We start from the raw sequence: 20889 nt of genomic DNA, 5'->3' as shown, positions 1-20889 counted from the left end.
GCGGACATGAAAAACGTCAGCCCGACCTACCTCAAGCACCAATTCCTGATCGCCATGCCTCACATGGCCGACCCGAACTTTGCGCAGACCTTGACCTACATTGTCGAGCACACCGCCAATGGTGCCATGGGGTTGGTGGTGAACCGCCCGCAAGAGCTGAACCTGGCGGACATTCTTGAGCAACTGCGCCCCGAAGCCGACCCGCCGGCTCGCTGCCAGGGCGTGCCGATCTACATCGGCGGGCCGGTGCAGACCGATCGCGGTTTTGTCCTGCACCCCACCGGGCCGAAGTTCCAGGCCACGGTCGACCTGGACGGCGTGTCGCTGTCCACGTCCCAGGATGTGTTGTTCGCCATCGCCGACGGCGTGGGGCCCGAGCACAGCCTGATCACCCTCGGCTACGCCGGCTGGGAAGCTGGCCAGCTGGAGGCCGAACTGGCCAGCAACGCCTGGCTGACCTGCCCGTTCGACGCCGACATCCTGTTCAACACCCCCGTGGAACTGCGCCTTGACGCCGCTGCGGCCAAGCTGCGGGTCAACCTCAGCCTGCTGACCAGCCAGGCGGGGCACGCCTGATGGCTTTGCGTCTGATCCTCGGTTTTGACTACGGCACCAAACAGATCGGCGTAGCGGTCGGCCAGGTGATCACCGGCCAGGCCCGCGAGCTGTGCACCTTGAAAGCCCAGAACGGCGTACCGGACTGGAACCAGGTCGAAGCCCTGATCAAGGAGTGGAAGCCCGACGCCGTCGTGGTCGGCCTGCCGCTGAACATGGACGGAACCCCAAGCGACATGTGCCTGCGCGCCGAAAAATTCGCCCGCCGCCTCAATGGCCGCTACAACCTGCCTTTCTATACCCACGACGAGCGCCTCACCACCTTTGAAGCCAAAGGTGAACGCCGCGACCGTGGCGGCCAGAAAGGCAGCTACCGCGACAACCCGGTGGACGCCATCGCCGCCGCCTTGCTGTTGCAGGGCTGGCTGGATGAAAACACCGCTTTATTTGAATCCTGACTGACGCGGCTTGCCGCGTCTTTTTACGTTTGAGCCCGGACCTTGCCTGCGCCAAGGTCCTGAAGGAGCCTGCATGAGCTTGCCGAACCCCGCCGAACTGATCAGCCAAATGGCCAAAAACCTCACGGCCCATCTGCAACACCGCGCCATCAGCGAACCACGCTTCATCGGCATTCGCACTGGCGGTGTGTGGGTCGCCCAGGCATTGCTGGAAGAATTGGGCAGCGACGCGCCCCTCGGCACCCTGGACGTGTCGTTCTACCGGGACGACTTCAGCCAGAACGGCCTGCATCCGCAAGTGCGCCCATCGGCCCTGCCGTTCGAGATCGAAGGCCAGCACCTGGTACTGATCGACGACGTGCTGATGAGCGGGCGCACCATCCGCGCCGCCATGAACGAACTGTTCGACTACGGCCGCCCGGCCAGCGTGACCCTGGTCTGTCTGCTGGACCTGGACGCCGGCGAATTGCCGATCAGCCCGGATGTGGTCGGCGCAACGCTGTCGCTGGAACCCCACCAGCGGGTAAAATTGTCCGGTCCCACGCCGCTCGAACTCGAACTGCAAGACCTTGCCCTTTAAACCGCCTTGTAAAGAGTCCCCGCGATGACGCCTCTAGATGCCAAGCGCCCGCTGCAGCTCAATGCTCAGGGTCAGTTGCAACATTTCTTGTCCCTCGACGGTTTGCCCCGCGAACTGCTCACCGAAATCCTCGACACTGCCGACTCGTTCCTTGAAGTCGGCGGCCGCGCGGTGAAGAAGGTCCCGCTGCTGCGCGGCAAGACCATCTGCAATGTGTTCTTCGAGAACTCCACCCGCACCCGCACCACCTTTGAACTGGCGGCCCAACGGCTGTCGGCCGACGTGATCACGCTGAACGTGTCGACCTCGTCGGCGAGCAAGGGCGAGACCCTGCTCGACACCCTGCGCAACCTGGAAGCCATGGCCGCCGACATGTTCGTGGTGCGCCACGGCGACTCCGGCGCCGCGCACTTCATCGCCGAGCACGTGTGCCCGCAGGTCGCGATCATCAACGGCGGCGACGGCCGTCACGCCCACCCGACCCAGGGCATGCTCGACATGCTCACCATCCGTCGGCACAAGGGCAGCTTTGAAAACCTGTCGGTGGCCATCGTCGGCGACATCCTGCACTCGCGGGTTGCGCGCTCGAACATGCTGGCCCTGAAAACCCTGGGCTGCCCGGACATCCGCGTGATCGCGCCAAAAACCCTGCTGCCCATCGGCATCGAGCAATACGGTGTGAAGGTCTACACCGACATGGCCGAAGGCCTCAAGGATGTGGACGTGGTCATCATGCTGCGCCTGCAGCGCGAGCGCATGGCCGGTGGCCTGCTGCCGAGCGAAGGTGAGTTCTACCGCCTGTTCGGCCTGACCACTGCGCGCCTGGCCGGTGCCAAGCCGGACGCCATCGTGATGCACCCCGGCCCGATCAACCGTGGGGTAGAGATTGAGTCGGCGGTGGCCGACGGCACCCAGTCGGTGATTCTCAACCAGGTCACCTACGGCATCGCCGTGCGCATGGCCGTATTGTCCATGGCCATGAGCGGGCAAACCGCGCAACGTCAATTCGAGCAGGAGAACGCCCAGTGAAGCTCAGCATCCTCGGCGCCCGCGTCATCGATCCGGCCAGTGGCCTGGATCAAGTCACCGATCTGCATCTTGAAGCCGGCAAGATCATCGCCATCGGCGCCGCCCCGGCCGGTTTCAGCGCCGTTGAAACCATCGACGCCAAAGGCCTGGTGGCCGCGCCCGGGCTGGTCGACCTCAACGTCGCCCTGCGCGAGCCGGGCTACAGCCGCAAAGGCAGCATCCTCAGCGAAACCCGCGCCGCCGCTGCCGGTGGCGTGACCAGCCTGTGCTGCCCGCCGCACACCAAGCCGATCCTGGACACCTCGGCGGTGACCGAGTTGATCCTCGACCGCGCCCGTGAAGCCGGCAACTGCAAAGTGTTCCCCATCGGCGCCCTGAGCAAAGGCCTGGAAGGCGAACAACTCGCCGAACTGATCGCCCTGCGCGACGCCGGTTGCGTGGCCTTCGGCAACGGCCTGGAAAGCTTTCGCAGCACTCGCACCCTGTGCCGCGCCCTGGAATATGCGGCCACCTTCGACCTGACGGTGATCTTCCATTCCCAGGACCGCGACCTCGCCGAAGGTGGCCTGGCCCATGAAGGTGCCGTGGCCAGCTTCCTCGGCCTGCCCGGCATCCCCGAGACCGCCGAGACCGTGGCCCTGGCCCGCGACCTGCTGCTGGTCGAGCAAAGCGGCGTGCGCGCGCACTTCAGCCAGTTGACCAGCGCGCGGGGCGTGGCCCTGATCGCCCAGGCCCAGGCCCGTGGCTTGCCGGTGACGGCGGATGTGGCGTTGTATCAGTTGATCTTGACCGACGAAGCGCTGATCGACTTCTCCAGCCTGTACCACGTGCAGCCGCCCCTGCGCACCCGTGCCGACCGTGATGGTCTGCGGGCGGCGGTGAAGTCCGGGGTGGTCTCGGCGATTTCCAGCCACCACCAGCCCCACGAACGCGATGCCAAGTTGGCACCGTTTGGCGCGACTGAGCCGGGGATCAGCAGCGTTGAGCTGTTGTTGCCCCTGGCGATGACGTTGGTTGAGGAAGGCTTGCTCGATTTGCCGACGCTGCTGGCACGCTTGAGCGCGGGTCCTGCCGACGCCCTGCGCTTGCCAGCGGGTAAGCTCGCGGTGGGTTCGGCGGCGGATCTGGTGCTGTTTGACCCGGCCAGTTCCACCGTTGCCGGGGAGCATTGGCTGTCGAAGGGTGAAAACTGCCCGTTCATTGGCCACAGCCTGCCGGCGACGGTGCGCTACACCCTGGTCGACGGTCGGATCAGCTACCAGGCCTAAAGCGGGCAGGGTAAAAAATGTGGGAGCGGGCTTGCTCGCGAATGCGGAGTGTCAGTCGCTGAAGATGTTGACTGATCCACCGCATTCGCGAGCAAGCCCGCTCCCACATTCAGTTCCGTGTATGCCCCTAGAAAGAAACTCAGCGGCCGCCATTGCGCTCGGCATTGCGAATCGAAATCTGCGTATTCAACGTCCAGAAGTCATACAGCACCCCCACCAGGAACAAGCCGCCGGTCAGCAGGTAGATCAAACCGCTGATCCATTTGCCCTGGTACATGCGGTGCACGCCGAACACACCCAGGAACGTCAACAGCACCCAGGCCACGTTGTATTCGATGGGCCCGGCGGTAAAACGCAGGTCGGCTTCACGGTCCATGGCGGGGATCAGGAACAGGTCGATCAGCCAGCCAATCCCCAGCAAACCTAAGGTGCAGAACCAGATCGTACCTGTCACGGGTTTGCCGTAATAAAAACGGTGCGATCCGGTGAAACCGAAAATCCAGAGCAGGTAGCCGATCACCTTGCTATGGGTGTCGGGCTGCGAAATTGCCTGTCGATAGGTGTTCATGGCGTACCTCTTTTCACTCGATAGATAAATTTTTTCACTTTCTTTGTGACTTTTTTACAGGCGCCCGACGTACGGCAAATGGTATCTTCCCTCCCCTGAAAGCCTTATGCCACCTGACTTGTGTAGGACAATTGCGGCGTTTCGTCGCGTTTTTCCTGATTTTGACCCCAAGGTTCAGTCGACAAACGGCCTGATAACGGCAAAAAAAGCTGTTATAAAGTTGCGCGCAAACCAAAAAGAGCCACGCCTAATGCGACCATTTTTCAAGACATGGCTAACCATTTGCCTATTAATGCCACTGGCCGCCCACGCCACCAATCGTGAGCAACGACTTCCGAACGTCAACGGTTTCACCCCTAAAGTTCACAGCACACCAGCCACCGCCAAAAGAGAAAAGCCGACCGTCAACCGACCTACTCAAGTGAGCAAGGTTCACGGCAAGGCCCTTCATAACTCACTGGCGCTGAACAACACCAAGCAAAGCAGCAATGTACTCAGCCGCGCCGTCAATGTGCTCGGTACTCCCTACCGTTGGGGCGGCAGCAGCCCAAGTAAAGGCTTCGATTGCAGCGGTTTGGTGAAATATGCGTTCAACGACGTTGCCGCAGTGGATTTGCCGCGCACGTCCAACGCCATGGCCGCCGGCCACGGGCAAAAGGTTGATCGCAAGGACCTGAAGCCGGGCGACCTGTTGTTCTTCAAGCTCAAGAGCCGTCAGGTCAACCACGTTGCCATCTACCTGGGCAACGACCGCTTCATCCACGCGCCGCGTCGTGGCAAGTCGGTGAGCATCGACACGCTGAAGAAGCCGTTCTGGGACAAGAACTACGTGATCGCCAAGCGGGTTTTGCCCAAAGAGCAGAACAACCTGCGGGTTGTGCAACGCTGATTTCAAGCTGCAATGCAGTACAAAATGTGGGAGCGGGCTTGCCCGCGAATGCGGTGTATCAGTACCAGATGAGCTGACTGACACTCCGCATTCGCGAGCAAGCCCGCTCCCACATTTGGTTTTCATTGTTCTCAAGCGCTATATATCACCAGGCACCCTCGCCTTCTCCCGCGCATCCTCGCGGCTGACGAGCCCCTCGCCCACCAACGCCTTCAAGCTCATATCGAGCGTCTTCATTCCCAGTGCCCCGCCGGTCTGGATCGCCGAGACGATCTGCGCCACCCTGTCCTCGCGGATCAAATTGCGGATCGCCGGTGTACCCAGCATGATCTCGTGCGCCGCCACCCGCCCGCCGCCAACCTTCTTCACCAGCACCTGCGACACCACTGCCTGCAACGACTCCGACAGCATCGCGCGGACCATGGCTTTTTCGCCGGCCGGGAACACGTCCACCAGCCGGTCCACGGTCTTGGGCGCCGATGCCGTGTGCAGGGTGCCGAACACCAGATGCCCGGTCTCGGCGGCGGTCAGCGCCAGGCGGATGGTTTCCAGGTCGCGCAACTCGCCTACCAGGATCACATCCGGGTCTTCGCGTAGCGCCGAGCGCAAGGCCGTAGAAAAACTAAGGGTATCGCGATGCACCTGGCGCTGGTTGATCAGCGCGGTTTTCGGCCTGTGGATAAATTCGATGGGGTCTTCCAGGGTGAGGATGTGCTGGCGTCGATGCTGATTGAGGTAGTCGATCATCGCCGCCAGGGTGGTGGACTTGCCCGAGCCGGTCGGCCCGGTGACCAGCACCAGCCCGTGCGGCAGTTGGGCTATGCGCTGGAACACCTCACCCAGGCCAAGGCTCTGCAGGCTCTGGACCTGACTGGGAATGCTGCGAAACACCGCGCCCATGCCACGGTCCTGGCGGAACACGTTCGCCCGGAACCGTGCCACGCCGGGCAGTTCGAAAGCGAAATCTGTATCAAGAGATGTTTCGAAATCCTTTTGCTGGTATTGATTGAGCAAAGGGCTGAGCAGATCCGCCACCTGGGGCGGTGAGAGTGCCGGGCAATCCAGCGGCCAGACCTCGCCGTCCACACGCAACATCGGCGCCAGGCCAGCCGACAAATGCAGGTCGGAGGCGCCACGGCGCACGCAGGCCGTGAGCAGTTCAGTGATATCCATAGGGCTTTCCATTTCCAGTAGAATGCCGCGGACTCCATATCCACGGGCGCATCTTGAATGTCGACGATAGCAGACAACATCGATCTGGTTAGCCAGCGGATCCGCGCCGCAGCCGACGCCGTGCAACGTGACGCCAGCAGCATCCACCTGCTGGCCGTGAGCAAGACCAAACCCGCCCAAGCCGTGCGGGAAGCCTATGCCGCCGGCATGCGCGATTTTGGCGAAAACTACCTGCAAGAAGCCCTGGGCAAACAGGCCGAATTAACCGACCTGCCCTTGAGTTGGCACTTCATCGGCCCCATTCAATCGAACAAGACGCGCGCTATCGCCGAGAACTTCGCTTGGGTGCATTCCGTGGAACGCCTGAAAATCGCACAACGCCTGTCCGAACAACGCCCTGCCGACCTGGCACCGCTGAATATCTGCATCCAGGTCAACGTCAGTGGTGAAGCCAGCAAGTCCGGCTGTACGCCCGCCGACCTGCCGGCCCTGGCCGAGGCGATCAGCGCTCTGCCGCGCTTGAAGTTGCGTGGGTTGATGGCGATCCCCGAGCCGACTGAAGATCGCGCCGCGCAAGATGCAGCCTTCGCCACGGTGCGCGAGCTGCAAGCCAGCTTGAATCTGCCGCTGGACACACTTTCCATGGGGATGAGCCATGACCTTGAGTCGGCCATCGCCCAAGGCGCCACTTGGGTGCGGATCGGTACTGCACTGTTTGGCGCCCGCGACTACGGCCAGCCGTGAAGCGGCTGACTTTTCACTGAATAAGGACCTGTCATGAGAGACACGCGTATTGCCTTTATCGGCGCCGGTAACATGGCGGCCAGCCTGATCGGCGGCCTGCGGGCCAAGGGCCTGGACGCCGCGCAGATCCGCGCCAGTGACCCCGGTGCCGAAACCCGCGCCCGCGTCAGCACCGAGCACGGTATCGAAACCTTTGCCGACAATGCCGAGGCCATCCAGGGCGCCGATGTGATCGTGCTGGCGGTCAAGCCACAGGCCATGAAGGCCGTGTGCGAAAGCCTGCGCCCGAGCCTGCAACCGCAGCAGTTGGTAGTGTCCATCGCCGCCGGGATTACCTGCGCGAGCATGACCGCCTGGCTCGGTGCCCAGCCGATCGTGCGCTGCATGCCCAACACCCCTTCGCTGCTGCGCCAGGGCGTGAGCGGTTTGTATGCCACCGACGCCGTCAGCGCCGTACAGCGCGATCAGGCCCAGGAGCTACTGTCCGCCGTGGGCATCGCCCTGTGGCTGGAGCAAGAACAGCAACTGGATGCGGTCACCGCCGTGTCCGGCAGCGGCCCGGCGTACTTCTTCCTGTTGATCGAAGCCATGACCGCTGCCGGCGTCAAACTGGGCCTGCCACAGGAAGTGTCCAAGCAACTGGCCGAGCAGACCGCACTGGGCGCAGCCAGGATGGCCGTGACCAGCGACGTCGACGCCGCCGAACTGCGCCGTCGCGTGACCTCGCCGGGCGGCACGACCCAAGCCGCCATCGAATCGTTCCAGGCCGGGGGCTTTGAAGCCCTGGTGGAAACAGCACTGGGTGCCGCAGCACATCGTTCGGCAGAAATGGCCGAGCAGCTGGGCAAATAGTCGTCCCCTTCAAGGAATCAAACATGCTCGGACTCAATGACGCGCTTATTTTCATCATCCAGACACTGGGCAGCCTGTACCTGCTGATCGTGCTGATGCGTTTTATCCTGCAACTGGTGCGGGCGAACTTCTACAACCCGCTGTGCCAATTCGTGGTCAAGGCGACCCAGCCGCTGCTCAAGCCCCTGCGTCGGGTAGTCCCGAGCATGTTCGGGCTGGACATGTCGTCGCTGGTACTGGCGCTGCTGTTGCAGATCCTGCTGTTTGCGGTGGTGTTGCTGCTCAAGGGCTTCCTGCCCTACACCGTGCTGCTGTTGCCGTGGGCACTGATCGGCATCTTCTCGCTGTTTTTGAAGATTCTGTTCTGGTCGATGATCATCAGCGTGATTCTGTCCTGGGTCGCACCGGGCAGCCGCAGCCCTGGCGCCGAGCTGGTGTACCAGATCACCGAGCCGGTGCTGGCACCGTTCCGTCGGTTGATCCCGAACCTGGGTGGCCTGGACATCTCGCCGATCTTCGCGTTTATCGCAATCCAGCTGATCCAGGGTTGGGTGATCCCGTACCTGGCTGAATTTGCCGCGATGCCCAAGATGCTGTTCGGGTTGATCTGACACGCAACACCTAAATGCGGGAGCGAGCTTGTGTGGGAGCGGGCTTGCTCGCGAATACGGAGTGTCAGTCACCAGATGAGTGGCTGACCCACCGCTTTCGCGAGCAAGCCCGCTCCCACACAAACAGCTCCCACATTTTGTTTCTGTGAACGGGTTCAGGGGTTTGCTTGCCGCTAGCCCCCCCGCTCTTTAGACTTACGCCTCATTTAAACGAGAGCAGGGTCGATGCCAGCTGCCTTTCCCCCCGATTCTGTTGGACTGGTCGTGCCCCAAGTGGCGCACTTCAGCGAACCGCTGGCCCTGGCCTGCGGCCGTTCGCTGCCCGCCTACGACCTGATCTATGAAACCTACGGCCAACTGAACGCTACGGCGAGCAACGCCGTGCTGATCTGCCACGCCTTGTCCGGACATCATCACGCGGCCGGTTTCCACTCGGTCGACGAGCGCAAGCCCGGCTGGTGGGACAGTTGCATCGGTCCCGGCAAACCCATCGACACCAACAAGTTCTTTGTGGTCAGCCTGAACAACCTCGGCGGCTGCAACGGTTCCACCGGCCCCAGCAGCCTCAACCCGGAAACCGGCAAGCCGTTCGGCGCCGACTTCCCGGTGCTCACCGTGGAAGACTGGGTGCACAGCCAGGCGCGCCTGGCCGACCTGCTGGGCATCAACCAGTGGGCGGCGGTGATCGGCGGCAGCCTCGGCGGCATGCAGGCGCTGCAATGGACCATCACCTACCCGGATCGCGTGCGCCATTGCCTGGCAATCGCCTCGGCCCCCAAGCTGTCGGCGCAGAACATCGCCTTCAACGAAGTGGCGCGCCAGGCCATCCTCACCGACCCCGAGTTCCACGGTGGTTCGTTTCAGGAAGCGGGCGTGATCCCCAAACGCGGCCTGATGCTGGCGCGGATGGTGGGGCACATCACCTACCTGTCCGACGACTCCATGGGCGAGAAATTCGGCCGTGGCCTCAAGAGCGAAAAGCTCAACTACGACTTCCACAGTGTCGAGTTCCAGGTGGAAAGCTACCTGCGTTATCAGGGCGAGGAGTTCTCCGGGCGTTTCGACGCCAATACGTACCTGCTGATGACCAAGGCCCTGGACTACTTCGACCCGGCCGCCAACTTTGACGACGACCTGGCGAAAACCTTCGAAGGCGCCAAGGCCAAGTTCTGCGTGATGTCGTTCACCACCGACTGGCGCTTCTCGCCGGCGCGCTCGCGCGAACTGGTGGACGCGCTGATGGCCGCGCGCAAAGACGTGTGCTACCTGGAGATCGACGCTCCGCAAGGCCACGATGCCTTCCTGATCCCGATCCCGCGCTACCTGCAAGCGTTCAGCAACTACATGAACCGAATCGTATTGTGAGAAAGCCATGAGAGCCGACCTGGACATCATCCAAGAATGGATCCCCGCCGGCAGCCGCGTGCTCGACCTGGGCTGCGGTGATGGCGAACTGCTGAGCTGGCTGCGGGACAACAAGCAAGTCACCGGCTACGGCCTGGAAAATGACCCGGACAACATCGCCCAGTGCGTGGCCAAGGGCATCAACGTGATCGAGCAGGACCTGGACAAGGGCCTGGGCAACTTTGCCAGCAACAGCTTCGACATCGTGGTGATGACCCAAGCCCTGCAAGCGGTGCACTACCCGGACCGCATCCTCGACGAAATGCTGCGCGTGGGCCGCCAGTGCATCATCACCTTCCCGAATTTCGGGCATTGGCGTTGCCGTTGGTACCTGGCCACCAAGGGCCGTATGCCGGTCTCGGATTTCCTCCCATACACGTGGTACAACACGCCAAACATCCACTTCTGCACCTTCGAAGACTTCGAAGCCTTGTGCGGTGAGCGTGAAGCCAAGGTGATCAACCGCCTTGCGGTCGATCAACAGCACCGCCACGGCTGGGCAAGCAAGCTATGGCCCAACCTGTTGGGCGAAATCGGCATTTACCGGGTCAGCAGTCCTGGCCTGACGGATCACAAGATTGCCGTCTAATCATTTTCAAGAGGGATGATCATGAGTCGCTTGGCTATTTTTCTACTGACCGCATGCCTGGGCACCAGCGCCATCGCAGCGGACGCTATCGACGCTAACCGCAAGAAAGACTTCGGTGACATCACCGTCCACTACAACACTTTCACCTCCAGCTTCCTGCAACCGGAAACCGCCCAGAACATCGGCGTGGTGCGCAGCAAGGAGAAAGGCTTGATCAACGTGACCGTGATCAAGGGCGTGACCCCAGTGGCGGCGCAAGTGACCGGCACCATCAAGGACCTGGGCGGCAAGAGCGAGATCCTGACCTTCAAGCAGATCAACGAGAAAGGCGGGATCAACTACCTGGCGCCTTACTCCGTGACGCAGCGTGAATACAAGACGTTTACCATCAACGTTGAAACCGGCGGCAAAGCCCATAGCTTCCAATTCAACCAAGAACTGTTCCCGGCCGACAAATGAACCTGACTCAACTCGTACTGGCCAGCCATAACGCCGGCAAACTCAAGGAACTGCAGGCCATGCTCGGCGAATCGGTGCAATTGCGCTCGATTGGCGAGTTCAGCCAGGTAGAGCCGGAAGAAACCGGCCTGTCGTTCGTCGAGAACGCCATCCTCAAGGCGCGCAACGCCGCACGCATCTCCGGCCTGCCGGCACTGGCCGACGACTCGGGCCTGGCGGTGGACTTCCTCGGCGGCGCCCCCGGCATCTATTCGGCGCGGTATGCCGATGGCAAAGGCGACGCGGCCAACAACGCCAAGCTGCTGGACGCCCTCAAGGACGTACCGGACGCGCTGCGCGGCGCACAGTTCGTCTGCGTGCTGGCCCTGGTGCGCCATGCGGACGATCCATTGCCGATCCTCTGCGAAGGCCTGTGGCACGGGCGCATCCTGCATGCGGCCAGCGGCGAACATGGCTTTGGGTATGACCCACTGTTCTGGGTGCCAGAGCGTAATGTCTCCAGCGCCGAGCTGAGCCCGGCCGACAAGAACCAGATCAGCCACCGCGCCCGCGCAATGGATTTGCTGCGCCAACGCTTGAGCCTGAAATGACCCAGAACACCTCTGCGCAGCCGCTGATCCACGGCGGCGCGCAAACCCCTCGGGCGGCCCTGCCCCTGCTGCCGCCCCTGGCGCTGTACATCCACATCCCGTGGTGTGTGCGCAAATGCCCGTATTGCGACTTCAACTCCCACACCGCCAGCAAAGTGCTGCCGGAAGAAGATTATGTGGACGCCTTGCTCGCCGACCTCGATAAGGACCTGCATGCCGTGTATGGGCGCGAGCTGAGTTCGATCTTCTTCGGCGGCGGCACGCCAAGCCTGTTCAGCGCCGCAGCATTGGGCCGCCTGCTCAAGGGCGTGGAAGCGCGCATCCCGTTTGCCGGCGACATCGAGATCACCCTGGAAGCCAACCCCGGTACCTTCGAGCAAGAGAAGTTCGTGGCGTACCGCAAGCTGGGGATCAATCGCCTGTCGATTGGCATCCAGAGCTTCCAGCAGGAAAAGCTTGAGGCCCTGGGGCGTATCCACAATGGCGATGAAGCCGTTCGGGCTGCGGGCATGGCGCGCCAGGCCGGGTTCGACAACTTCAACCTCGACCTGATGCACGGTTTGCCCAACCAGTCCCTGGATGATGCTCTGAGCGACCTGCGCCAGGCCATCGCGCTCAAGCCCACGCATTTGTCGTGGTATCAGCTGACCCTGGAGCCCAACACGGTGTTCTGGAACCAGCCGCCGGCGTTGCCGGAAGACGACACGCTATGGGACATCCAGGAAGCCGGCCAGGCCCTGCTTGCCGAGCATGGTTACGCGCAATATGAAGTGTCGGCCTATGCCCAACCGGGTCGCCCGGCGCGGCATAACCTGAACTACTGGAGCTTTGGCGACTTTATCGGCATCGGCGCCGGTGCCCACGGCAAGCTCAGCCATCCGGACGGGCGCATTGTGCGCACCTGGAAGACCCGTGCACCGAAGGACTACCTCAACCCGGCCAAAAACTTCCAGGCCGGAGCGAAAGAGCTGACCAACGAAGAGTTGCCGTTCGAGTTCCTGATGAACGCCCTGCGCCTCACCGAAGGTGTCGAAGCCAGGCTCTACGCCGAGCGTACCGGGCTGGACCTGGCCAGCCTCAACGAAGGCCGCCGTGAGGCCGAACAAAGTGGCCTGATGCAGGTCGAACCGTCACGCCTGGCGGCGACCGACCGCGGGCAACTCTTTCTCAATGACCTGTTGCAGACGTTTTTGAGCTGAAGCTCTTAAGGAAATCGAATGGATTTGGTACTCGACCTGCTCGCCACCGTATCCCGCTGGAGCCGTAGCAACCTATCGGAAATCTCCCTGGCCCTCGTCGGTTGTTTGCTGGTGCTGTTTGGCGCCGACATCAAAGGCTGGGTCGAAGCCCGCCTGGGCAGCGTGGCCGGTGCGTTGCGCGTACCGTTGATGGCGTTGCTGTGCATGATTGGCAGCGGTGCGGCGTTGATCTACGCCACGCCGTGGATTGTGCGGGGGTTGAGCCAGTTCAATAACTACAGCCTGGCGCCGGTATTGGTGGTCGTATTGGTGTTGATCGGCGTAGTCGCCGACCGCCGCTAGTCCCGAGCACACCGAGAAACAAATGTGGGAGCGGGCTTGCTCGCGAATGCGGACTTTCAGTCACTGAAGATGTCGACTGATCCACCGCATTCGCGAGCAAGCCCGCTCCCACATTTTTGACCGCATTCCAGGCTGGAAGTCTGTCAGTCGATTTTCTCGAACTTCAAATCCCACACGCCATGCCCGAGTCGCTCACCGCGACGTTCGAACTTGGTGATCGGCCGCTCGGCCGGGCGCGGCACGCATTTGCCGTCTTCGGCCAGGTTGCGATAGCCAGGCGCGACATCCATCACTTCCAGCATGTATTCCGCATACGGTTCCCAGTCGGTAGCCATGTGCAGGACGCCGCCCACTTTCAGCTTGCTGCGCACCAGTTCCGCGAAGGAGGCCTGGACGATGCGACGCTTGTGGTGACGGGCTTTGTGCCATGGGTCCGGGAAGAACAGCATCAGGCGGTCGAGGCTGTTATCGGCGATACAACGGTTGAGCACCTCGATCGCGTCGCAGTCGTACACGCGCAGGTTGGTCAGGCCCTGGGTCAGCACGCCATTGAGCAGCGCGCCGACACCCGGACGGTGCACTTCAACGCCGATGAAATCCTGCTCCGGCGAGGCCGCAGCCATTTCCAGCAGGGAGTGCCCCATGCCGAAGCCGATTTCCAGGGAGCGCGGGGCCGAACGGCCGAACACTTGGTCGTAGTCCACCGGCGCGTCGGCCAGGGGCAACACGAACAGCGGCGTCCCCTGTTCCAGGCCCTTTTGCTGGCCTTCGGTCATGCGACCGGCGCGCATCACAAAGCTCTTGATGCGGCGGTGCTTGGACTCGTCGCCTTCTTCCAGGGTGTTCGGCGTTTCGTTTGATTCAGTCATCAATGGCTCTTACTTGATCAGACCATCCAGCGGCGAAGAGGCGCTGGCGTAGAGTTTTTTCGGCATGCGGCCGGCGAGGTAGGCCAGGCGGCCCGCGACGATCGCGTGGTTCATGGCTTCGGCCATCAGGATCGGCTGCTGGGCATGGGCGATGGCCGAGTTCATCAGCACCGCGTCGCAGCCCAGTTCCATGGCGATGGTTGCGTCGGAGGCGGTGCCCACGCCCGCATCCACCAGCACCGGGATCTTGGCTTCTTCAAGGATGATCTGCAGGTTGTACGGATTGCAGATACCCAGGCCGGAACCGATCAGTCCGGCCAACGGCATCACGGCGATGCAGCCGATTTCTGCCAGTTGGCGCGCGATGATCGGGTCATCGCTGGTGTAGACCATCACGTCGAAACCTTCCTTGACCAGGGTTTCGGCGGCCTTGAGGGTTTCGATCACGTTGGGGAACAGGGTTTTCTGGTCGGCCAGCACTTCCAGCTTCACCAGGTTGTGGCCGTCGAGCAGCTCACGCGCCAGGCGGCAGGTGCGCACGGCTTCGATGGCGTCGTAGCAACCGGCGGTGTTCGGCAGGAAGGTGTAGCGATCCGGCGACAGGACTTCGAGCAGGTTCGGTTCGCCTTCGATCTGGCCGAGGTTGGTACGGCGTACGGCGAAAGTCACGATCTCGGCGCCCGAGGCTTCGATGGCCAGGCGGGTTTCTTCCATGTCGCGGTACTTGCCGGTGCCGACCAGCAGACGGGACTGGTAGGTACGACCGGCCAGGACGAAGGGCTTGTCGCTACGAACGATGCTCATGGGAAATCCTCGTAATGGGGTGAGGTTCTGCAGAATTCGGGCCGGCGACTAGCCGCCACCGATGGCGTGGACCACTTCGACCTGGTCACCTTCGGTGAGCGCGGTCTCGGCGTGCAGGCTACGCGGGACAATATCCAGGTTGAGTTCCACTGCGACACGACGTCCGGTCAAGTCCAGACGGGTCAGCAGGGCCGCAACGGTTTCACCGTCGGGCAGTTCAAAGGATTCGCCGTTCAACTGAATGCGCATGCCACGGGCCGCCATCGTTTTTAGGGGCCCGCATTCTAGCGTGATTGAGACCGGAAGGTCAGCACCAAGCGTCAAGCGGTCACAGCTGCAAGCGCCATGCAGCCAGCCCCAGCAGGAACCAGCCGAGCAGGAATGCCAGGCCGCCAAACGGGGTGATGATGCCGAGCTTGCTGATGCCGGTCATCGTCAGCACGTACAGACTGCCGGAGAACAAGAGGATACCGACCACAAACGAAACGCCTGCCCAGGTCACCAGGCGACCAGGCAGGTGCGCCGCCAGCAGTGCCACGCCGAACAGGGCCAGGGTGTGCACCAACTGGTAGGTCACGCCGGTGTGGAAGATCGCCAGGTACTCGGCGCTCAGGCGGTTTTTCAGGCCGTGAGCGGCGAACGCGCCAAGGGCGACACCCGTAAAGCCAAAAAAGGCAGCCAACATCAGAAAGCCACGCAGCATGAGGAACTCCAGTCACAAGGGGCAGGGTCTGTATAATGGCCCGCTCAACGGGTTCGGCCAAGCCATCTCTATGCTGCGTGTCCTCTTCAGTCGTTTTCTCAAAGTCGTGAAATGGTTTGCGATCGGCAGCGTTTTGCTCGTGCTGCTGTTCCGTATCGTTCCGCCTCCGTTCACCGCGTTGATGGTCGAGCGCAAGATCGAATCCTGGATCGATGGCGAACCCATTGACCTGCAACGCAGCTGGGTGCCGTGGGAGGAGATCTCCGACGAACTCAAAGTGGCGGTGATGGCCGGCGAAGACCAGCGTTTCCCGCAGCACTGGGGTTTCGATTTCGGCGCGATCCAGGCGGCGCTCCTGCACAACGAGCGCGGCGGCTCGATTCGCGGCGCCAGTACCTTGAGCCAGCAGGTGTCGAAAAACCTGTTCTTGTGGGCCGGCCGCAGTTATCTGCGCAAAGGCCTGGAGGCCTGGTTTACCGGGCTGATCGAGGTGTTGTGGCCCAAGCAGCGGATTCTTGAGGTGTACCTCAATAGCGTGGAATGGGATGAGGGTGTGTTTGGCGCAGAAGCGGCGGCGCGGCATCACTTTGGGGTGAGTGCCAAGGCCCTGTCGCGACAGCAGGCCAGCTATCTGGCTGCGGTGTTGCCGAACCCGCGAGTGTGGAGTGCCAGCCATCCGACGGCGTACGTGGCGCGGCGCGCGGCGTGGATTCGCCAGCAGATGGGCCAGTTGGGCGGCGATGGCTACCTGCTCGAGCTGAACAGCTCCCGAAAAGCCCCCTGGTCCGACTGACACAACACAAAAAAATGTGGGAGCGGGCTTGCCCGCGAATGCGGTGTATCAGCCAGCATCTCTGGCGACTGACACTCCGCTTTCGCGGGCAAGCCCGCTCCCACATTCGATCGTGTTGGTTTCGAAACCCGCGCTTTAGGCGGCGATGGACAGTTTCAGCTTGTTCATCGCGCTTTTTTCAAGCTGACGAATCCGCTCGGCCGATACGTTGTACTTCTGCGCCAGGTCGTGCAGCGTGGCTTTGTCTTCTGCCAGCCAGCGCTGGTAGAGAATGTCACGGCTGCGGTCGTCCAGCACTTCCAGGGCTTCGTGCAGGTTGTGGTTGGAGTTGTCGCTCCAGTCCGCATCCTCCAGTTGACGCGCCGGGTCGTACCGGTGGTCTTCCAGGTAGTTGGCCGGCGATTGGAAGGCGCTGTCGTCGTCTGCTTCGGCAGCCGGGTCGAAGGCCATGTCATGGCCGGTCAGGCGGCTTTCCATCTCGCGTACTTCACGAGGCTCCACGCCGAGGCTTTCAGCCACGCGGTGGACTTCCTCGTTGTTCAGCCACGCCAGGCGTTTTTTCTGGCTGCGCAGGTTGAAGAACAGTTTGCGCTGGGCCTTGGTGGTCGCGACTTTCACGATGCGCCAGTTGCGCAGGATGAACTCGTGGATTTCCGCCTTGATCCAGTGCACGGCAAACGACACCAGGCGCACGCCCATTTCCGGGTTGAAGCGCTTTACAGCCTTCATCAGGCCGACGTTGCCTTCCTGGATCAGGTCAGCCTGCGCCAGGCCGTAGCCGCTATAGCTACGGGCGATATGTACGACAAAACGCAGGTGGGCGAGCACCATCTGCCGAGCCGCCCCCAAATCCTGCTCATAGTAGAGACTCTCGGCCAGTTCACGCTCCTGCTCGGGCGTCAGCAATGGAATGCTGTTGACCGTGTGCACATACGCCTCCAGGTTCGCACCTGGGACCAGAGCATAAGCAGGTTGCAAAGAAGTGGTCATACGAAACCTCCGACTTACATAACTCGTGCAGTTCAGCACTGCGAAAATTGACCGGGAACCGTAGGACAAGTTCCCTAAACCACTGATACGGTCAATACAAACGAAACCACATTAATCTGACATTAACTACTTCGGTGCCAGCTCACGTAAATGACGAGCGACCGCAATCCACGCACCGATATACCCCAACAATACCGCGCCAAGCAAGAGGCTCAGACCATCGGCTACCGGCACCCCGGCCAAGGCAAAATCGCTGCCGTACAAACCGGCCAGCCCGACAACCGCGTCGTTCAGCCAGTCCAGGCCAAACGCCAACAGCCCCCAGGAGAAAATCCCGGCACCGAAGCCATAAAGCGCGCCCATGTACAGAAAAGGACGACGCACATAGCTGTCCGTGCCGCCGACCAGTTTAATCACTTCTATCTCGGTGCGACGGTTTTCAATATGAAGACGAATGGTATTACCTATCACCAAAAGTAATGCAGACACCAACAGCACCGTCAGACCGAACACAAAACGATCGCCCAGCTTGAGGATTGCCGCCAGGCGCTCCACCCAGACTAGATCAAGTTGCGCCTGTTGCACCTTGGGCATCTCTGCGAGTTTTTGTCGCAGGGCCTCCAGGGTTGGCTTGTCGACTTCGTTTGGCGTCACCAGCACCACACCCGGCAGCGGGTTCTGCGGCAGTTCCTTGAGCGCCTCGCCCAGGCCGGATTGCTGCTGGAACTCCTCAAGCGCCTGATCGCGGCTGATGTACTCGGCCTCTGCCACGCCCGGGATGTTCTTGATCTGGTCGCGCAGCGCTTCGCCCTCTTTACTGCTGGCGTCGATATTCAGGTACAGCGAAATCTGCGCCGCACGCTGCCAGGAACCGCCCAGGCGCTCCACATTATTAAGCAGCAGCGACAAGCCCATCGGCAGGCTCAAGGCCACGGCCATCACCAGGCAGGTGAAAAAGCTGCCAATCGGCTGCTTGCCCAGGCGACGCAGGCTGTCGAGCAGGCTGGCGCGATGGCTTTCGATCCAGGCGCGCAGCAGCGTGCCGAAGTCCGGGCCGTCGTCATCGTCGTGTTTTTTCTTTTTCTGCGGTTGCGGGTCGGCGGCTTTCGGCGCCACGCGTTCGGAAACCTTGGGGCTGCGGGTAGCACTCATACGCCAGCCTCCCCGTCACCGATCAGGCGGCCGCGTTGCAGGGTCAGCATGCGATGGCGCATGCGGGCGATCAGCGCCAGGTCGTGACTGGCAATCAGCACGCTGGTGCCCAGGCGGTTGATGTCTTCGAACACGCCCATGATCTCGGCCGCCAGGCGTGGGTCGAGGTTACCGGTGGGTTCGTCCGCCAGCAGCAAGGCCGGGCGGTGGACGATGGCGCGGGCGATGCCGACGCGCTGTTGCTGGCCGGTGGACAGGTCGCCGGGGTAGAGGTCGGTCTTGTCCGACAGCGCCACGCGCTCCAGGGCCGAGTCCACGCGCTTGACGATCTCGGCCTTGGACAGCCCGAGGATCTGCAAGGGCAGCGCAACGTTGTTGAACACCGTGCGATCGAACAGCAACTGGTGGTTCTGGAACACCACGCCGATCTGACGGCGCAGGTACGGAATCTGTGCATTGCTGATGGTGGCCAGGTCCTGGCCGGCCAGCAGCAGTTTGCCCGTGGTCGGACGCTCCATGGCCAGCAACAGGCGCAGCAAGGTACTTTTACCGGCACCGGAATGACCGGTGACAAACAAGAATTCGCCGCGACGCACTCGAAAGCTCAGCTCATGCAAGCCCACATGCCCGTTGGCATAGCGTTTACCGACCTGTTCGAATCGAATCATGAACGCTCCCGCTCGGCGAAAAGTGCCTGTACAAAGGGTTCGGCTTCAAAGGTGCGCAGGTCGTCGATGCCTTCACCGACACCGATATAACGAATCGGCAACCCGAACTGTTTGGCCAGGGCAAAGATCACGCCGCCCTTGGCCGTGCCGTCGAGCTTAGTCAATGCCAGGCCGGTCAGTTGCACCGTCTGGTTGAATTGTTTGGCCTGGCTGATGGCGTTCTGGCCGGTGCCAGCATCCAGCACCAGCAGTACTTCGTGCGGTGCGTCTGCGTCGAGCTTGCCGATCACGCGGCGGACCTTCTTCAGCTCTTCCATCAAATTGTCTTTGGTGTGCAGGCGGCCGGCGGTATCGGCGATCAACACATCGATGTTGCGGGCCTTGGCGGCCTGCACGGCATCAAAGATCACCGAAGCGGAATCGGCACCCGTGTGCTGGGCGATCACCGGGATCTTGTTGCGCTCGCCCCACACTTGCAGCTGTTCCACGGCCGCGGCACGGAAGGTGTCGCCCGCTGCCAGCATGACTTTCTTGCCTTCGGACTGCAGCTTCTTGGCCAGCTTGCCGATGGTGGTGGTCTTGCCGGCGCCATTGACGCCAACCACCAGGATCACGAACGGCTTGTTCGGCGTGATCACCAACGGTGCTTCCACCGGCTTGAGCATCGCGGCCAGCTCGGCCTGCAGCGATTTGTAGAGGGCGTCGGCGTCGGTCAGTTGCTTGCGCGCGACCTTCTGGGTCAGGCTCTGGATGATCACGGCGGTGGCTTCGACACCCACGTCGGCGGTGAGCAGACGGGTCTCGATGTCTTCCAGCAGCTCGTCGTCGATGACTTTCTTGCCGAGGAACAGACTGGCCATGCCTTCGCCGATGCTGGCGCTGGTCTTGCTCAGGCCTTGCTTGAGGCGGGCGAAAAAGCCGGTCTTGCTGGTTTCGGCAACGGCTGCGACGACCGGCTCTGGCTCGACAACCGCAGGCACAGCGGCCGCGACCACAGCAACAGGCGCTGCGACTTCGACAACTGGCGGCGCCTGCACCACCACGTCTTCCACGGGTTCAACCACAGCAGGAATCGGTGGTGCTACGTGTTCGGCCTGAACGTCTTCAACCAACGCCACCGGCTCTTCGGCGACTGGCAGTTCCGGCCAAGGCTTATGCTCGGGTTCTGGCTCGGGTTCTGGCGCGGCCTCCACGACCGGCTGCAACACCGGCTCAACCAGCGGCAGTACCACCGGCGCAGGGGTTTCGACCATCGGCTCGGCGTCCACGATGGGCGCTGGAATCGGCTCAGGCTGGACCTGTGGCTGTTCGACGACGGTTTCCTGCGGCTTTTTGCGCAGCCATCCGAACAGGCCTTTTTTCTCGCCAGCCGCAGCTGGGCTCTTCTTGTCGTCGTTGGAACCAAACATGGAGGACGGCTATCTCAAGGTAGCGATGCGCCAGGGCGCCTCGGTAAATAAATTCGATGCAGAACAGACTGCTTTAAGGCTCGCTTGTTCATGCGCAACATTTTGTAAGGCGTAAATAAAGGCCTCTACAAATCGATTCAATATAGGACTGAAGCGATAAAATCGGCGAAAAGTGGAAGATCGTCGGGGAA

26 protein-coding genes are annotated in these 20889 nt (G+C 61.8%); 16 read left to right on the top strand and 10 right to left on the bottom strand.

Going from position 1 to position 20889, the window contains the following annotated elements; all coding sequences use genetic code 11:
• The first annotated feature begins 6 nt into the window (after nucleotides 1–6).
• The 5 genes from OPU96_RS18105 (at nucleotide 7) to OPU96_RS18085 (ending at nucleotide 3890) form a co-directional block, all read left to right on the top strand.
• Entirely contained in the window at nucleotides 7–576 is a 570-nt protein-coding gene (locus OPU96_RS18105) for a YqgE/AlgH family protein (RefSeq protein ID WP_192301259.1), read from the top strand.
• Nucleotides 576–1013, top strand: coding sequence for a Holliday junction resolvase RuvX (gene ruvX, locus OPU96_RS18100; protein WP_003195067.1), 438 nt, complete (start codon nucleotides 576–578; stop codon nucleotides 1011–1013). The genes OPU96_RS18105 and ruvX overlap by 1 nt, the downstream gene beginning before the upstream one ends.
• A gap of 73 nt (nucleotides 1014–1086) precedes the next feature.
• A complete protein-coding gene (gene pyrR, locus OPU96_RS18095) occupies nucleotides 1087–1593 on the top strand; it encodes a bifunctional pyr operon transcriptional regulator/uracil phosphoribosyltransferase PyrR (RefSeq protein ID WP_226454552.1) in 507 nt (168 codons plus the stop codon).
• A gap of 24 nt (nucleotides 1594–1617) precedes the next feature.
• On the top strand, nucleotides 1618–2622 hold the full coding sequence (locus OPU96_RS18090; protein WP_192301257.1) for an aspartate carbamoyltransferase catalytic subunit: 1005 nt from the start codon (nucleotides 1618–1620) through the stop codon (nucleotides 2620–2622).
• Nucleotides 2619–3890, top strand: a complete 1272-nt coding sequence (locus tag OPU96_RS18085; RefSeq protein ID WP_226454553.1) for a dihydroorotase — start codon at nucleotides 2619–2621, stop codon at nucleotides 3888–3890. Before OPU96_RS18090 ends, OPU96_RS18085 begins: the two co-directional genes overlap by 4 nt.
• Nucleotides 3891–4029: 139 nt before the next feature.
• On the opposite strand, the gene OPU96_RS18080 is transcribed toward OPU96_RS18085, so the two are convergent.
• Nucleotides 4030–4458, bottom strand: coding sequence for an NINE protein (locus tag OPU96_RS18080; protein WP_226454554.1), 429 nt, complete (start codon nucleotides 4456–4458; stop codon nucleotides 4030–4032).
• A gap of 250 nt (nucleotides 4459–4708) precedes the next feature.
• On the opposite strand from OPU96_RS18080, the gene OPU96_RS18075 reads away from it, so the two are divergent.
• Nucleotides 4709–5347: a C40 family peptidase gene (locus OPU96_RS18075; protein WP_226454822.1), complete on the top strand. Its 639-nt coding sequence runs from the start codon at nucleotides 4709–4711 to the stop codon at nucleotides 5345–5347.
• A gap of 138 nt (nucleotides 5348–5485) precedes the next feature.
• Here the strand turns inward: OPU96_RS18075 and OPU96_RS18070 are convergent, their stop codons facing one another.
• A complete protein-coding gene (locus OPU96_RS18070) occupies nucleotides 5486–6520 on the bottom strand; it encodes a type IV pilus twitching motility protein PilT (RefSeq protein ID WP_226454555.1) in 1035 nt (344 codons plus the stop codon).
• A gap of 57 nt (nucleotides 6521–6577) precedes the next feature.
• Here OPU96_RS18070 and OPU96_RS18065 point away from each other — a divergent pair, with 57 nt between their 5' ends.
• The 9 genes from OPU96_RS18065 to OPU96_RS18025 all read left to right on the top strand — a co-directional run bounded on the left by OPU96_RS18065 (nucleotide 6578) and on the right by OPU96_RS18025 (nucleotide 13310).
• On the top strand, nucleotides 6578–7264 hold the full coding sequence (locus OPU96_RS18065) for a YggS family pyridoxal phosphate-dependent enzyme (RefSeq protein ID WP_192301253.1): 687 nt from the start codon (nucleotides 6578–6580) through the stop codon (nucleotides 7262–7264).
• Nucleotides 7265–7297: 33 nt separating this feature from the next.
• Nucleotides 7298–8116, top strand: a complete 819-nt coding sequence (proC, locus tag OPU96_RS18060) for a pyrroline-5-carboxylate reductase (RefSeq protein ID WP_226454556.1) — start codon at nucleotides 7298–7300, stop codon at nucleotides 8114–8116.
• Between the two features lie 23 nt (nucleotides 8117–8139).
• Nucleotides 8140–8727 carry a YggT family protein gene (locus tag OPU96_RS18055; protein WP_226454557.1) on the top strand — a complete coding sequence of 196 codons (588 nt, stop codon included), beginning with the start codon at nucleotides 8140–8142 and terminating at the stop codon, nucleotides 8725–8727.
• Nucleotides 8728–8952: 225 nt separating this feature from the next.
• The gene (gene metX / locus OPU96_RS18050) at nucleotides 8953–10092 is read left to right on the top strand and encodes a homoserine O-succinyltransferase MetX (RefSeq protein ID WP_192301250.1); all 1140 of its coding nucleotides are present in this window, start codon (nucleotides 8953–8955) and stop codon (nucleotides 10090–10092) included.
• Nucleotides 10093–10099: 7 nt separating this feature from the next.
• On the top strand, nucleotides 10100–10720 hold the full coding sequence (gene metW, locus OPU96_RS18045; RefSeq protein WP_105521094.1) for a methionine biosynthesis protein MetW: 621 nt from the start codon (nucleotides 10100–10102) through the stop codon (nucleotides 10718–10720).
• A gap of 21 nt (nucleotides 10721–10741) precedes the next feature.
• Nucleotides 10742–11179 (top strand): DUF4426 domain-containing protein, encoded by a 438-nt coding sequence (locus OPU96_RS18040; RefSeq protein ID WP_226454558.1) that lies wholly within the window; start codon nucleotides 10742–10744, stop codon nucleotides 11177–11179.
• Entirely contained in the window at nucleotides 11176–11769 is a 594-nt protein-coding gene (gene rdgB, locus OPU96_RS18035; RefSeq protein ID WP_101273418.1) for an RdgB/HAM1 family non-canonical purine NTP pyrophosphatase, read from the top strand. The genes OPU96_RS18040 and rdgB overlap by 4 nt, the downstream gene beginning before the upstream one ends.
• Nucleotides 11766–12968 carry a radical SAM family heme chaperone HemW gene (hemW, locus tag OPU96_RS18030; RefSeq protein WP_498559443.1) on the top strand — a complete coding sequence of 401 codons (1203 nt, stop codon included), beginning with the start codon at nucleotides 11766–11768 and terminating at the stop codon, nucleotides 12966–12968. The genes rdgB and hemW overlap by 4 nt, the downstream gene beginning before the upstream one ends.
• Nucleotides 12969–12986: 18 nt before the next feature.
• Complete coding sequence (locus OPU96_RS18025) at nucleotides 12987–13310, top strand: DUF3392 domain-containing protein (RefSeq protein ID WP_010207241.1); 324 nt, start codon at nucleotides 12987–12989, stop codon at nucleotides 13308–13310.
• A 143-nt stretch (nucleotides 13311–13453) separates the two neighbouring features.
• Here OPU96_RS18025 and trmB read toward each other — a convergent pair whose 3' ends face one another.
• From trmB to OPU96_RS18005, 4 genes are all read right to left on the bottom strand, one after another.
• Nucleotides 13454–14179 (bottom strand): tRNA (guanosine(46)-N7)-methyltransferase TrmB, encoded by a 726-nt coding sequence (gene trmB, locus OPU96_RS18020; RefSeq protein WP_226454561.1) that lies wholly within the window; start codon nucleotides 14177–14179, stop codon nucleotides 13454–13456.
• A 9-nt stretch (nucleotides 14180–14188) separates the two neighbouring features.
• The gene (locus tag OPU96_RS18015; protein WP_058426547.1) at nucleotides 14189–14983 is read right to left on the bottom strand and encodes a thiazole synthase; all 795 of its coding nucleotides are present in this window, start codon (nucleotides 14981–14983) and stop codon (nucleotides 14189–14191) included.
• A 48-nt stretch (nucleotides 14984–15031) separates the two neighbouring features.
• Nucleotides 15032–15232, bottom strand: a complete 201-nt coding sequence (thiS, locus tag OPU96_RS18010; RefSeq protein ID WP_015886354.1) for a sulfur carrier protein ThiS — start codon at nucleotides 15230–15232, stop codon at nucleotides 15032–15034.
• Nucleotides 15233–15311: 79 nt separating this feature from the next.
• A complete protein-coding gene (locus OPU96_RS18005; RefSeq protein ID WP_192301247.1) occupies nucleotides 15312–15686 on the bottom strand; it encodes a DUF423 domain-containing protein in 375 nt (124 codons plus the stop codon).
• 70 nt (nucleotides 15687–15756) lie between these two features.
• On the opposite strand from OPU96_RS18005, the gene mtgA reads away from it, so the two are divergent.
• Complete coding sequence (gene mtgA / locus OPU96_RS18000) at nucleotides 15757–16479, top strand: monofunctional biosynthetic peptidoglycan transglycosylase (protein ID WP_192301246.1); 723 nt, start codon at nucleotides 15757–15759, stop codon at nucleotides 16477–16479.
• A gap of 135 nt (nucleotides 16480–16614) precedes the next feature.
• Here the strand turns inward: mtgA and rpoH are convergent, their stop codons facing one another.
• The 4 genes from rpoH to ftsY all read right to left on the bottom strand — a co-directional run bounded on the left by rpoH (nucleotide 16615) and on the right by ftsY (nucleotide 20698).
• Nucleotides 16615–17469 (bottom strand): RNA polymerase sigma factor RpoH, encoded by an 855-nt coding sequence (rpoH, locus tag OPU96_RS17995; RefSeq protein ID WP_016972967.1) that lies wholly within the window; start codon nucleotides 17467–17469, stop codon nucleotides 16615–16617.
• Between the two features lie 126 nt (nucleotides 17470–17595).
• The gene (gene ftsX / locus OPU96_RS17990) at nucleotides 17596–18621 is read right to left on the bottom strand and encodes a permease-like cell division protein FtsX (protein WP_192301245.1); all 1026 of its coding nucleotides are present in this window, start codon (nucleotides 18619–18621) and stop codon (nucleotides 17596–17598) included.
• Nucleotides 18618–19289 carry a cell division ATP-binding protein FtsE gene (ftsE, locus tag OPU96_RS17985; RefSeq protein WP_135290290.1) on the bottom strand — a complete coding sequence of 224 codons (672 nt, stop codon included), beginning with the start codon at nucleotides 19287–19289 and terminating at the stop codon, nucleotides 18618–18620. Before ftsE ends, ftsX begins: the two co-directional genes overlap by 4 nt.
• Entirely contained in the window at nucleotides 19286–20698 is a 1413-nt protein-coding gene (ftsY, locus tag OPU96_RS17980) for a signal recognition particle-docking protein FtsY (protein ID WP_226454564.1), read from the bottom strand. The genes ftsE and ftsY overlap by 4 nt, the downstream gene beginning before the upstream one ends.
• Nucleotides 20699–20889 lie beyond the last annotated feature (191 nt).

Source organism: Pseudomonas sp. RP-B7 (assembly GCF_059803535.1).
The sequence above is the reverse complement of the archived record's forward strand: the minus strand, read 5'-3'. Positions and strand labels throughout refer to the sequence as shown.

Coding starts and splice junctions, on each gene's coding strand:
- OPU96_RS18105 (WP_192301259.1), top strand. CDS start 7: ATGAAAAACGTCAGCCCGACCTACCTCAAGCACCAATTCCTGATCGCC.
- ruvX (WP_003195067.1), top strand. CDS start 576: ATGGCTTTGCGTCTGATCCTCGGTTTTGACTACGGCACCAAACAGATC.
- pyrR (WP_226454552.1), top strand. CDS start 1,087: ATGAGCTTGCCGAACCCCGCCGAACTGATCAGCCAAATGGCCAAAAAC.
- OPU96_RS18090 (WP_192301257.1), top strand. CDS start 1,618: ATGACGCCTCTAGATGCCAAGCGCCCGCTGCAGCTCAATGCTCAGGGT.
- OPU96_RS18080 (WP_226454554.1), bottom strand. CDS start 4,458: ATGAACACCTATCGACAGGCAATTTCGCAGCCCGACACCCATAGCAAG.
- OPU96_RS18075 (WP_226454822.1), top strand. CDS start 4,709: ATGCGACCATTTTTCAAGACATGGCTAACCATTTGCCTATTAATGCCA.
- OPU96_RS18070 (WP_226454555.1), bottom strand. CDS start 6,520: ATGGATATCACTGAACTGCTCACGGCCTGCGTGCGCCGTGGCGCCTCC.
- OPU96_RS18065 (WP_192301253.1), top strand. CDS start 6,578: ATGTCGACGATAGCAGACAACATCGATCTGGTTAGCCAGCGGATCCGC.
- proC (WP_226454556.1), top strand. CDS start 7,298: ATGAGAGACACGCGTATTGCCTTTATCGGCGCCGGTAACATGGCGGCC.
- OPU96_RS18055 (WP_226454557.1), top strand. CDS start 8,140: ATGCTCGGACTCAATGACGCGCTTATTTTCATCATCCAGACACTGGGC.
- metX (WP_192301250.1), top strand. CDS start 8,953: ATGCCAGCTGCCTTTCCCCCCGATTCTGTTGGACTGGTCGTGCCCCAA.
- metW (WP_105521094.1), top strand. CDS start 10,100: ATGAGAGCCGACCTGGACATCATCCAAGAATGGATCCCCGCCGGCAGC.
- OPU96_RS18040 (WP_226454558.1), top strand. CDS start 10,742: ATGAGTCGCTTGGCTATTTTTCTACTGACCGCATGCCTGGGCACCAGC.
- rdgB (WP_101273418.1), top strand. CDS start 11,176: ATGAACCTGACTCAACTCGTACTGGCCAGCCATAACGCCGGCAAACTC.
- hemW (WP_498559443.1), top strand. CDS start 11,766: ATGACCCAGAACACCTCTGCGCAGCCGCTGATCCACGGCGGCGCGCAA.
- OPU96_RS18025 (WP_010207241.1), top strand. CDS start 12,987: ATGGATTTGGTACTCGACCTGCTCGCCACCGTATCCCGCTGGAGCCGT.
- trmB (WP_226454561.1), bottom strand. CDS start 14,179: ATGACTGAATCAAACGAAACGCCGAACACCCTGGAAGAAGGCGACGAG.
- OPU96_RS18015 (WP_058426547.1), bottom strand. CDS start 14,983: ATGAGCATCGTTCGTAGCGACAAGCCCTTCGTCCTGGCCGGTCGTACC.
- thiS (WP_015886354.1), bottom strand. CDS start 15,232: ATGCGCATTCAGTTGAACGGCGAATCCTTTGAACTGCCCGACGGTGAA.
- OPU96_RS18005 (WP_192301247.1), bottom strand. CDS start 15,686: ATGCTGCGTGGCTTTCTGATGTTGGCTGCCTTTTTTGGCTTTACGGGT.
- mtgA (WP_192301246.1), top strand. CDS start 15,757: ATGCTGCGTGTCCTCTTCAGTCGTTTTCTCAAAGTCGTGAAATGGTTT.
- rpoH (WP_016972967.1), bottom strand. CDS start 17,469: ATGACCACTTCTTTGCAACCTGCTTATGCTCTGGTCCCAGGTGCGAAC.
- ftsX (WP_192301245.1), bottom strand. CDS start 18,621: ATGAGTGCTACCCGCAGCCCCAAGGTTTCCGAACGCGTGGCGCCGAAA.
- ftsE (WP_135290290.1), bottom strand. CDS start 19,289: ATGATTCGATTCGAACAGGTCGGTAAACGCTATGCCAACGGGCATGTG.
- ftsY (WP_226454564.1), bottom strand. CDS start 20,698: ATGTTTGGTTCCAACGACGACAAGAAGAGCCCAGCTGCGGCTGGCGAG.